Here is a 12,207-nt window from a genome sequence, read left to right on the forward strand (position 1 = left end):
GCGTGTTGCCGCAATCCACCCGACACTCCCAAGTCGCAGGTTCTCCTCATGTTTTATCAAACGTCTAAATCGCACATTCCCGCCGACCGCGTGGCCGCGACCTGTCGCATCACGATGGCCGATTACGTGACGTCGTGGCACGAGCATGAAGAGTTCATGTTCCTGCTGCCCCATCAAGGCGCGCTGACGCTGACTTCGGAGCGTTCGAAGCACGCGCAGCGCATCAGCGCCGGCGTGCTTGCGATGGTTCCGGCCGGGATTTTTCACGACACGGCGAGCAATCGCGGAGAGCATTGCCATACAGCGGTATATGTGGAGCGCGACTTTGTTTCGTTTTGTGCGCGCAAATCCAATGGTCGGATCGCCAGGGGCGAGGCACCGCGCTACTGCGCGCCGCCACATGCACTGCTTGGCGCGCTGCGTTTGCAAAGACAGTTCGACGCGGCCGACAAAACGGGGGAAGCACATGATATGTCGCGGTATCAACACGATCTGGTCGATCGGCTGATTGCATCAGCGTGCGTGGAGGCCGTGCTAAGCGCCGCACCGAGCGGTGCCGATCCGAAGGTTTCGCGCGGGCAGTTGGTCTGTGAAATTAAGGCGTATCTTGACGTCATGCTGGCGGAGCGGATTGATATCGAGGCAATCGCTGCGGAATTCGGCATATCGCGACGGCATCTCACTCGCATCTTCCGCGAGGAGACAGGCGAAAGCGTCACCGCTTATCAGCTCCGACAACGTGTAACGCGCGCGCGTTCGCTCTTGAACGTTCCCGGCACGACCGTGCTGTCGGCGGCCTTGAGCGTAGGGATCGGATCGCCGTCCTACCTGGCAAGGCTATTTAACAAGTTCGGTATGCCTTCGCCCCGCGATCTAAAGGCAACGGGGGTGCTCGATGCAACTGACGCTTCTTCGCTTCTGTCAACTCCGCCAGACTCAAACCTTCATCCGGTAAATCCTGGCGTACCTAACCGCACGCGATAAGGGGGCTGCCGGCGGTTTGGACGCAGCGGTTCCAGACTGTGACACTGAACGGCGGATTCTGATGGCTGTTATCGAGAATTTCGAAAGTCTGCTCGGGGCCGATTGCTGCCGATGGTCGAATTCCCCATTGCGCGCACCGGCATGCGTGGATATGAACCTGCCGCCGTTGCGCCAGATGACGCACGCCCAACTTCGCCACCTCAAAAAATCGACCTTCCCGAATAAGTCGTCAACCACTCCAAAGCCCGGGTCCCCGCCAGCGAGTTCCCGTTAGCATCGAGCCCCGGCGCCCACACGCACACGGCCATCTCCCCCGGCAGCACCGCGACGATCCCGCCGCCGACGCCGCTTTTCGCCGGCAGGCCAACACGATAGACGAAGTCGCCCGCCGCGTCATAGGTGCCGCAGGTCAGCATCAGCGCCGACAGCCGCTTGGCCGAACTCGCGTCGACGATCCGCTCGCCGGTGACGGGCGCGACGCCGCCGTTCGCGAGAAACAGCGCGGCTTGCGCGAGCTCGACGCAGTTCATCGTGATCGCGCACTGGCGGCAATACGCGTCGACCACCGTGTCGGGCGGCATCTGCATGTTGCCGAAGCTCGCCATGAAATGCGCCATCGCGCGGTTGCGTTCCGCGTGCTGGAGCTCCGACAGCGCGACGCGCGAATCGTAGTCGACGTCGATCGCGCCGATCAGCCGCCGCACGAATTCGACGAGCGCGGTCTCGGCTTTCACGAAGCGGCGGCACAGCACGTCGGTGACGACCAGCGCGCCGGCATTGATGAACGGATTGCGCGGCTTGCCGCGCTCGCTTTCGAGCTGAACCAGCGAATTGAACGCGTTGCCGGACGGCTCGCGGCCGACCCGCTCCCACAGCGCATCGCCGAGCAGCTGGAACGCGAGCGTGCACGCGAACAGCTTCGAGATGCTCTGGATCGAGAAGCGCTCCCGCGCGTCGCCGACCGTGTAAACGTTTCCGTCGAGCGTCACGACGGCCATCCCGAACTTGTCGGCGGGCACCGTCGCGAGCTCGGGAATGTAGTCGGCGACGCGTCCCTGGCCGATCCAGGGGGCGAGTTCGGTGTGGATGCGTTCGAGGATCGGCTGGTAGTTCATCACGTGAGGCAGGGCGGGCGCGCGGCCCGGTTTTCGCGGAGCCCGTATGGAACCGTTTCGGCGCCGGTTCGTCAAGCGCGGCGGCCATCGCGCCCTTATTTTCGAAATCGGCAAACAGGTGATCGGCGGGCGCAGTATCATGCGGTACGTTTCGGCCGATGGCCGGCAGCCGGCGCAAGCCCGCCGCCGCCGCGGTCTCCCCGTATGATCCGACCGCTGCCCATGTCTTTTCGCATCCTGCTCGTCGAAGACGATACTCGCCTGTCCACGCTGATCGCCGGCTACCTGCGCAAGAACGACTATGAAGTCGATACTGTGCTGCATGGTGACGCCGCCGTGCCGGCGATCCTGTCCACGCGCCCGGATCTCGTCATTCTCGACGTGAACCTGCCGGGCAAGGACGGTTTCGAGATCTGCCGCGAGGCGCGCAAGCAGTACGACGGCGTGATCATCATGGTGACGGCGCGCGACGAGCCGTTCGACGAACTGCTCGGCCTCGAATTCGGCGCCGACGACTACGTGCACAAGCCGGTCGAGCCGCGCATCCTGCTCGCGCGGATCAAGGCGCAACTGCGCCGCGCGCCCGCGCGCGCGGCAGAAGGCGCCGCGCCGCAGCCGGAGCGCTATACGTTCGGCCAGTTCTCGATCGACCGCACCGACCGCTCGGTCGTGCTGCCCGGCGGCGGCTCGCCCGACCTCACGTCGGCCGAGTTCGACCTGCTGTGGGTGCTGGTGTGCCATGCAGGGGAGGTGGTCAGCCGCGACGACCTGATGCTGCAGCTGCGCGGCGTCGAGTTCGACGGCCTCGACCGCACGATCGACGGGCGCATCTCGAAGCTGCGCCGCAAGCTGCACGACGATGCGGGCAACCCGCAGCGGATCAAGACGATCCGCAGCAAGGGTTACCAGTTCAGCAAGCATGCGTGGGCATGACGCCGCGCCGGCGCGCCGCCGCCGGCCGCCGCATCCCCGCATCGCGCGATAGCCGGAAGCCGCGATGATCCGACGCACCCGTTCGCACCCCGATGCACCGCCGCTTTCGCCGCCGCGCTATGTCAAATGGCGCTGGCTGCATTTCCGCCGCGCATGGACCGACACGCGCGCCGACCGCATTCCGAGCTGGTCGCGCCTGTACGTGCGCACCTACGTGCACCTGCTCGGCCTCGTGCTGCTGACCGCGCTCGTGCCGGCGCTCGCGCTGTGCGTCGTGTTGTCGCCGGAAGTCGTGTGGCACGCGTTCGACGCGCTGCCGGGCGATGTCTGGATCGTGCTCGCGTTCGTGTTCGCCGCGCCCGCGCTCGCGGCGTACCGGTGGATGCGGCCGGTCTGGTCCGATCTCGTGATGGTGCGCGAGCGCGCGATCGACTTCACCGGCGGGCGTTTCAACACGCGCGCGCGGGAGTCGCACAGCGTGATCATCGGCCCGCTCGCACGCACGCTGAATGCGCTCGCGATGCGCATGGAGCGGCTGATCGCCGCGCAGCGCGACCTGACGAACGGGATCTCGCACGAGCTGCGCACGCCGCTCGCGCGCGTGCGCTTCGCGCTCGAGATGCTGCGCGAGCCGGGCTCCGCCGCCGAATACCACGGTGCGCTGGAAAGCATCGCGCAGGACGTGACCGAGCTCGAGGAACTGATCGACATGAGCCTCACGTATGCGCGGCTCGAATACAGCTCGCTGCAGTCGAACCTCGAGCTGACCGCGCCGGTCGCGTGGTTCGAGCACCAGGTCAGCGACGCGCAACTGCTGTATCCGGAACGCGCGATCGAGTCGTGCATCGCGATCGCGTCGGACCTGCGCGTGAAGATGGACCGGCGGCTGATGTCGTACGCGATGCGCAACCTGCTGCGCAACGCGAGCAAGTATGCGAAAGCGCAGATCGTCGTCGGGATCGCGATCGAGCACGGCAACATCGCGATCTTCGTCGAGGACGACGGCCCGGGCGTGCCGGAAAACGAACGCGAGCGGATCTTCGACGCGTTCGTGCGCCTCGACCGCCGCACCGGCGGCTACGGGCTCGGCCTCGCGATCACGCGGCAGGTGCTCCACGCGCACAACGGCCGGATCGCGGTCGTCGACCCGGCCGAACTCGGCGGCGCGCGCTTCGAGATCAGCTGGCCGATCTGACCGCCTGTCCGGCGCGGCCGGGGCACGAGGCCGCCGCGCCGCGGATGCCGCCGCGGCGACCGCCGCACGCCGGGATCAATACGTGCGGCCGAGCTGCAGGTAGATGTTGCGCCGCCCGCCCGGCGCGAGCGCGACGCCCATGTACAGCGGACCGAACGCGGTCGACAGGCTCGTGAAGAACGTATAGCTCTGCTTGAGCGTACCGCCGCCGACCTTCACGCCGCTCGACCACACGTTGCCGACTTCCGCGCTGGCGCCGACCGACAGCGCCTTGATCGGGGACGCGTTGAACGTCATCAGCTGGTTCATGTAGGTCACGTTGCCGTACGCGAGTTCGTTGCCGGTCAGCTGGTCGGCCGCATATGCGGCCAGATGCTGGAACCCGCCGAGCGTGAAGTTGAACGCGTTGATCAGGTTGGTGCCGCCGATGCTCTTGCCGCCCTCGATCGTTGCACTGACGCTGTGCCGGCCGAACTGCTGCGCGATCATCGCCTTGCCGTAGAGCTCGGTGTAAGGCGTATTCGACGTATCGGCGAGGTCCTCCGCGGACTGGCTGTTGTGCGACCACAGCGACCGTTCGACACGGAATTCGCCGTAGTAGCCGCGGCGCGGGAACATCGGATCGTCGAGCTGATCGATGACGAGCCGCGCGCGCGCGGTCAGCGCCTGCGACGTGAAGCTCGGCCAGATCAGCGTCGAGCTGCCGTCGTCGAACGGGAACGGCAGGTTGTAGTTCGGCGAGCCGTGCCCGGTCGCGTAGCCGATACCCATCCGGAAGTCGCCGAGCCGCGCGATCGGCAGGCCGAAGTCGAGCCCGGTGCGCGCCGTCTGCATCAAGTACTGGTTCAGCTTCACCTCGCCGCTGTTGTCGTACAGGTTCACGTAGCGACGCTGATATTCCGCATAGGGCGAAACATACAAACCGTATGCGGCCGGCAACGGCTGCCGCAATTCGACGCGCGCCGACTGCAGGTCGCTGCCGATCGTCGTGTCCGCGCGGAATTCGAGGCCCGATTCGGTGAGCCACGGACGCCGGTAGCCGACGTGCAGGCGGAAGCCGCCCTCGTCGGTCGAACTGCTCGACATCCCGACGCCGAACAGCAGGAAATTCGGCCCCCAGTATTTCTCGCGCGCATCGATCTCGAGCACGTTCTCGTCACCGTGGCTCACGATCTGCTGCGACACGCTCTCGAAATTGCCGCCGGTCGTCAGCCCGAGCAGGTCCTGGCTGACGGTCGCCGGATCGTAGGTGTCGCCCGGTTTCACGTGCAGCGCGTCGCTGACGACACGCTTCGGCACGCCGCCGGTCGTCTTGATCTCGATCCGCGTGATGCGGATCGGCGGCGGCAGCGGCTGCGCATGCGCGGACCGGTAGGCCGCGTACTGTTCCGGCGTGAGCGCGAAGTGCCTGAGCCGCGGCAGCGCCGCGGTCGCGGCGGCCGCACCGGCGGCGATCGCCTGCTTCGCATTCTGGAAATCGGTGAACGCGAGCGCGCCGAGGTCGGGCGTGAGCAGCACGTCCTGCGCGGCGAGCTGCTTGCGCTGCGACGTGACGTTCTGGCGGATCAGGATGCCGACCATCTGCTGCATCACGTCGGCCGGCGACGCGAGCGCGTCGAGCGGACGCAGCGGCGAGCCGATGTCGACGGCGATCACGACCTTCGCACCCATCTGCCGCGCGGTGTCGACCGGCAGGTTGCTGACGAGCCCGCCGTCGACGAGCGCGCGGCCGTTGATCTCGGCCGGCGCGAACAGGCCGGGCATCGCCATGCTCGCGCGGATCGCGAGCGGCAGCGAGCCGCGATCCAGCACGACCATCTGGCCCGTCTGCAGGTCGGTCGCGACCGCGCGATACGGGATCGGCAACTGGTCGAACGGCTGGTTGGTCGGCACCGCGGCCGTCCAGTTCGCGAGCAGCGCCTGCAGCCGGTTGCCCTGCACGAGGCCGACCGGCGCCTTCACGCCCTTCTTGCCGAAGCCGAGCGTCAGGCTGTTGATGTACAGGCGCTCGTCCTCGCGGCTGCTTTGCGGCAGGTCGGCACGGTCGGTCACGTCGAATGCGATGTCGGCCAGGTTCACCTCCGACAGCCGCTTTTTCATCTCGTCTGCGGCCATCCCGCTCGCATACAGGCCGCCGACCACGGCGCCCATGCTGGTGCCGGCGACGCAGTCGATCGGGATGCGGTTGTCCTCGAGCACCTTCAGCACGCCGAGGTGCGCGTACCCGCGGGCGCCGCCGCCGGACAGCACGAGACCGATCGACGGCCGGCCGGCCGGACCGCCGTCGGCGTTGCAGGTCGGCGCGGGCGTCGCGGCGGGGGCGGCGCCCGTCGTGGCAGATGCCGCCGGTGCGGCGGCAGCGGCCGCCGTGGCGGTGCGGGTGGCGGTGTCGGCGGCCGGCAGGGGCTGCGCGGCAACGGTGCAGCACCAGAGCGCAGCGAGCGTTGCGCCGAGCTGGCGCACCCTTGGCCAGCGGAGAGAAGCGGTCGCTGTCATGGTGGAATACTGGGCGTGATCGGGCGTCGGACGCCTGCCTGGAGCAGGCAAGACCGAGAGATTACCGTGTTTTACAAGCGCAACGCGAGAGGCCGATGCGTAGACGCAGGCCTGCCGAAACGCGTTTTCGGCAATTTCGTCGCGAAAAAATCATCGGAATTGCTTAAAGTATCGGCACGATTTGCCGCTAAGTCCGTGATGGGGCTGCAAAGACGCGCCGCGGGGATGCGGCATGGCCGTTCCGGCCCGTTCGTTCGAAAAAAAGGGCTTGATATGTCGACACCGCTGTTCGGAAAGTTGTTTGCGCAACCCGTTGCGATCGACCCTGGAACAGCGAGTACGCGGATCTATACGCACGAGCGCGGCGTGGTGCTGAACCAGCCGTCGGTCGTCTGCTTTCGCAAGGGCGGCGCGTCCGACGCGCGGCCGACGCTCGAAGCGGTCGGCGAACTCGCGAAGGCGCTGCTCGGCCGCGAGCCGGCGCATCTCGAGGCCGTGCGGCCCATGCGGCACGGCGTGATCGCCGATGCGCACGCGGCCGAGCAGATGATCCGCCGCTTCATCGACATGTCGCGCACGCGTTCGCGCTTCGGCCGGCGCGTCGAGGTCACGCTGTGCGTGCCGTCGGATGCGACGGCGGTCGAGCGTCGCGCGATCCGCGAGGCCGCGTTCGCGGCCGGTGTATCGGACGTCGAACTGATCGAGGAAGCGCTTGCCGCCGGGCTCGGCGCGGGGCTGCCGGTGACCGAGCCGGTCGGCTCGATGGTCGTCGACATCGGCGCCGGGACGACGGAGGTCGCGGTGATCGCGCTGGGCGGCATCGTCTACCGCGAGGCGATCCGCGTCGGCGGCAACCAGTTCGACGCGGCGATCGTCAACTACGTGCGCAACCTGTACGGCGTGCTGCTCGGCGAGCAAACCGCCGAGCGCGTGAAGCAGACGATCGGCTCGGCCACCCGCGCCGTGCCGCGCACGTCGACGCGCGCGATCGGACGCGGCGTCGAGGACGGCCTGCCGCGCTCGATCGAGCTGTCCAACCACGATGTGGCGGACGCGCTGGCCGCGCCGCTCAAGCAGGTGATCGGCGCGGTGAAGTCGGTGCTGGAAAACGCGCCGGCCGAACTCGTGACCGACATCGCGCATCGCGGCGTGGTGCTGACGGGCGGCGGCGCGCTGCTTGCGGATCTCGAACGCCTGCTGCGCGACGAGACCGGGCTGAGCGCGCGGATTGCCGACGAGCCGGCCACCTGCGCGGTGCGCGGCGCCGGCGAGGCGATGGGACGGCTCGCGATGTGCCGGGTGGATTGACGCCGGGCCGGCGCCCGCTCGGCGACGTTCGTTGAAAGTCTTTCGAACCGCAAACGCCGGTCGCTCCTTTCCCGTTCCGGATTTTCCTCGCCGTTTCACGTCGAATCCGGTGCGCTATTCCATTGGTGAAACCGGAGTCGCCGGCGCCGAATGATCATCGACGATCCGGATTTCGGGCTTCACTCGCGCCGGATTCGAAAGTGATGTGTCGGATGTTGAAAATTCCTGCTGCCGATGCGGTCGATCGAAACGGTCCGCGATTATCAGAGCCAACTGCCGTTACCACCCCGTATATATCAAGGTATAAAAACCTGATCGCACATGCTGCATGGCGATTGGTGTTTTCACTGATATCGCGGATACCCGGTAGCTTTGTCCGATATCGCGTGGAATGACCGCCGGATATCGAGAAACCCGATCGCCGGGCGTGCGGATCAAAGTAAAAAATACGCGCCGCGCGCCGCCCTCGCTTCGCTGGATAAACATCGACTGGAAAACCCTTTTTTTTTGATCTAGCCTTGTCTGACTAAAAGCAGAGCGGTAATCAAATCAACCAGAAAGTCGCTGCTTAAAAAACAGGGGGCCACCATCATGTCGTCCGGCTAGTTCTGCATTTGCAAACGAGAATCGATTAACTCGTAGTTCATCCACGAATAAACCGACGTCGTATCGCGACCGCCGGAGGGGACGCTTGCGTCCCGAATTTTGCGCCGTCGCCGGTTCGACTCAACGGCCATGTTGACGCCGAGGGGAAAGCATGAACATTGCGCATTCGAAGAAGAGCGGAGAGCCGTTTCCGAGACTCCTGTTGCCGACGGGCATTTTCCTGGCATTGTCCGGCGCGGGCATCGTTCCCGCCTACGCAACCTGTTCGACGGCAGGCACCACGGTGACCTGTTCGGGCGTCGCGAATCCGCTGGCGCCCAGCTATTCGAACAGCGCCAACAACCTGAACGTCACGGTCAATCCCGGCGCGAGCGTCGGTGTCCTGCTCGGCGTCGGCGGCACCGCGATGTCGTTGACCGGCAACAATGTCATGCTGACCAACAACGGCACCATCGATCCGTCCGCGCTCGGGACGGGTCTCGGCGTGCTGTCGAGCGGCGCGGTGGTCGGCAATGCGGCGGCGAGCACCACGATCGTGACCAACAACGGCACGATGAACGGCTCGACCGGCGTGGCGATCAGCGGCGTGACGGGCATGGCGCTGTCGGTCCAGAACGGTACGGGCGGTACCTCGACGATCAACAACACCGGCACGATCGGCTCGAACCCGCTGGTCGGCGCGACCCTCACCGGCGCGGACGCGCCCGTGGTCGCTGCATACGGCGGCGGCACGGTCAACATGACGAACAGCGGGACGATCACCGGGCGCGTGTCGCTCGGGTCGAACGGCACGCCCGGACTGGGCAATACGTTTACCAATTCGGGCACGATCAACGGCAGCGTGTCGATGGGCGCGAACAGCACGAACACGTTCAACGCGGTCACGGGCTCGTCGGTCAACACGGCGGGCGGCACCGGCGGCGCGTTCAACATCACGGTCGGCCCGGTCACGCTCGGCGTGGCGGCGACGGGCGTCGTTGACGGCGGCGCGGGCGGCAACAACACGCTCAACCTGCAGCAGGGCGCGTCGGCAAACGGCACCATCGCGGTCAACAACTACATCAACTTCAATCACCTCAACGTCCAGGCCGGCACCTGGACGATCAGCGGCGCATCGTCCGCGCAGGACGCGACGCTGGCGGGCGGCGTCGCGATCATCGACAACAATGCGTCGCTCGGCACGGGCACCATCACGGCCACCGGCGGTGCGCTGCAGGCAGGCGCCGCCGGGCTCGCCGTCAGCAACAACGTGGATCTCGGCGCGGGCGGGCTGACGGTGCAGGGCGCGACCGGGCTCACGCTGTCGGGCACGGTGGCGGGCAGCGGCGCGCTGACGAAGAACGACAGCGGCACGCTGACGCTGGCGGCCGCCAACACGTATACGGGCGGCACGAACCTGAACAGCGGCGGCCTCGTGGTCGGCAACGGCGGAGCGCTCGGCGCCGGCGCGCTCAATGTCAACGCATCGGCTTCGCTCGACTCGAGCACGAACGTGACGCTCGGCAACGCGGTCAATCTGGCCACCGGCACGACGCTGACGATCGGCGGCAGCAACAACCTCGGATTGTCCGGCACGATTGCCGGCGCCGGCGGCCTCGTGAAGAACGGCGCGGCGACGACGACGCTGACGGGCGCGAACACGTACACGGGCGACACGACGATCAATGCCGGCACGCTCGCGCTGGGCGCGGGCGGCAGCCTGGCGGCGAGCGGCACGGTGAACCTCGCCGGCGCGGGCGCGACGTTCGACCTGGGCGGCGCTACCGGGACGCAGACGATCGGCGCGCTGGCCGGCTCGGCCGGCACCAACGTCAACCTCGGCGGCAATTCGCTGATACTCGACGGCAGCGTCAATACGACTTACGCCGGGACGATCGGCGGCACGGGCAGCCTGACGCTGTCCGGTACCGGCACGCAATCGCTGACCGGCACGAACGTCTATTCGGGCGGCACGAACCTGAACGGCGGCAACGTCGTCGTCGGCAGCAATAGCGCGCTGGGCGTCGGCGCGGTGAACGTCAACGGCTCGTCGACACTCGACGCGACCACCAACGTGTCGCTCGCGAACGCCATCAACATCGCCACCGGCACGACGCTCACGCTCGGCGGCAGCACCGGTCTCGGGCTGGGCGGCACGATCTCCGGCGGCGGCGGGCTCGTGAAGGACGGCGCGGCGGCGCTGACGCTGAGCGGCGCGAACAATTACTCGGGCGGCACGACGCTGAACGCCGGCGCCCTCGTGCTCGGCAATGCCGCGGCACTCGGCACGGGCGCGCTGACCGTCGGCGGCACGGCGACGCTCGATACGACCACGAGCCTGGCGGTCGGCAATGCGATCGATCTCGGCGCGGGCGCGACGCTCACGCTCGGCGGCAGCAACGCGCTCGGGCTGGGCGGCGTGATTTCCGGCACGGGCGCGCTCGTGAAGGACGGCGCGGCGACCACGACACTGACGGGCGCGAACACGTATAGCGGCGGCACGACGATCAACGCGGGCACACTGGCGATCGGCGCGGGCGGCAGCCTCGCATCGACCGGCGCGGTGAATCTCGCCGGCGCGGGCGCGACGTTCGACCTGAGCGGCGCAGCGGGCGCGCAGTCGCTCGGCGCGCTGTCCGGTGTCGCGGGGACGAGCGTCAATCTGGGCGGCACCGCGCTGACGCTGGGCGGGACGGCAAGCGGCACGTTCAGCGGCACGATCGGCGGCACCGGCAGCCTGACGCTCGCCGGCACCGGCACGCAGGCGCTCAATGGCGCGAGCACCTATTCGGGCGGCACGAACCTGAACAGCGGCACCGTGATGCTCGGCAACAACGCGGCGCTGGGCACCGGCACGTTGAATGTCGGCGGCGCGGCGACGCTCGATACGAACGCGAGCCTGTCGGTCGCCAACGCGATCGATCTCGGCACGGGCGCGACGCTCACGCTCGGCGGCAGCAACGCGCTCGGGCTGGGCGGCGCGATTTCCGGCGCGGGCGCGCTCGTGAAGGACGGCGCGGCGACCACGACGCTGACGGGCGTGAACACGTATACCGGCGGTACGACGATCAACGCCGGAACACTGGCGGTCGGCGCGGGCGGCAGCCTCGCATCGACGGGCGCGATGACGCTCGCCGGCGCAGGCGCGACGCTCGATCTGAGCACTGCGTCGGGTGCGCAGTCGGTCGGCGCGCTGACCGGTGCGGCAGGCAGCACCGTGAACCTCGGCGCGAACGCGCTGGCGCTGACCGGCAGCGGCAACGGCACGTTCAGCGGCACGATCGGCGGTACGGGCAGCCTGACGCTCGCGGGCACCGGCACGCAGACCCTGACGGGCGTGAACACGTACACCGGCGGCACGAACCTGAATAGCGGCACCGTGATGCTCGGCAACAACGCGGCGCTGGGCACCGGCGCGTTGAATGTCGGCGGCGCGGCGACGCTCGACACGAACGCGAGCCTGTCGGTCGCCAACGCGATCGATCTCGGCACGGGCGCGACGCTCACGCTCGGCGGCAGCAACGCGCTCGGGCTGGGCGGCGCGATTTCCGGCGCGGGCGCGCTCGTGAAGGACGGCGCGGCGACCACGAC

At 67.6% G+C, this 12,207-nt stretch carries 8 protein-coding genes; 6 read left to right on the plus strand and 2 right to left on the minus strand.

Translation table 11 applies throughout. The features are described from left to right. Positions 1-48 precede the first annotated feature (48 nt). Positions 49-984, plus strand: coding sequence for a helix-turn-helix transcriptional regulator (locus DIE21_RS01595; RefSeq protein ID WP_260426617.1), 936 nt, complete (start codon positions 49-51; stop codon positions 982-984). Positions 985-1,184: 200 nt separating this feature from the next. Here the strand turns inward: DIE21_RS01595 and DIE21_RS01600 are convergent, their stop codons facing one another. Then, positions 1,185-2,099, minus strand: a complete 915-nt coding sequence (locus DIE21_RS01600) for a glutaminase (RefSeq protein ID WP_124495372.1) — start codon at positions 2,097-2,099, stop codon at positions 1,185-1,187. Positions 2,100-2,145: 46 nt separating this feature from the next. Here DIE21_RS01600 and DIE21_RS37050 point away from each other — a divergent pair, with 46 nt between their 5' ends. From DIE21_RS37050 to DIE21_RS01610, 3 genes are all read left to right on the plus strand, one after another. Then, positions 2,146-2,307 carry a hypothetical protein gene (locus tag DIE21_RS37050; RefSeq protein WP_185640551.1) on the plus strand — a complete coding sequence of 54 codons (162 nt, stop codon included), beginning with the start codon at positions 2,146-2,148 and terminating at the stop codon, positions 2,305-2,307. Positions 2,308-2,321: 14 nt separating this feature from the next. Beyond that, positions 2,322-3,032, plus strand: a complete 711-nt coding sequence (locus DIE21_RS01605) for a response regulator (RefSeq protein WP_124495374.1) — start codon at positions 2,322-2,324, stop codon at positions 3,030-3,032. Between the two features lie 64 nt (positions 3,033-3,096). Continuing rightward, the gene (locus DIE21_RS01610; RefSeq protein WP_124495376.1) at positions 3,097-4,227 is read left to right on the plus strand and encodes an ATP-binding protein; all 1,131 of its coding nucleotides are present in this window, start codon (positions 3,097-3,099) and stop codon (positions 4,225-4,227) included. 75 nt (positions 4,228-4,302) lie between these two features. On the opposite strand, the gene DIE21_RS01615 is transcribed toward DIE21_RS01610, so the two are convergent. Continuing rightward, complete coding sequence (locus tag DIE21_RS01615; RefSeq protein WP_124495378.1) at positions 4,303-6,723, minus strand: patatin-like phospholipase family protein; 2,421 nt, start codon at positions 6,721-6,723, stop codon at positions 4,303-4,305. Between the two features lie 273 nt (positions 6,724-6,996). On the opposite strand from DIE21_RS01615, the gene DIE21_RS01620 reads away from it, so the two are divergent. Both DIE21_RS01620 and DIE21_RS01625 read left to right on the plus strand, forming a co-directional pair. Continuing rightward, positions 6,997-8,031, plus strand: coding sequence for a rod shape-determining protein (locus DIE21_RS01620; protein ID WP_124495380.1), 1,035 nt, complete (start codon positions 6,997-6,999; stop codon positions 8,029-8,031). A 757-nt stretch (positions 8,032-8,788) separates the two neighbouring features. Continuing rightward, positions 8,789-12,207, plus strand: a 3,419-nt coding sequence (locus DIE21_RS01625; protein ID WP_185642717.1) for an autotransporter-associated beta strand repeat-containing protein, incomplete at its 3' end; no start/stop codon positions are given.

It is taken from the genome of Burkholderia sp. Bp9140 (assembly GCF_003853425.1).
In the GTDB taxonomy this organism is placed as follows: domain Bacteria; phylum Pseudomonadota; class Gammaproteobacteria; order Burkholderiales; family Burkholderiaceae; genus Burkholderia.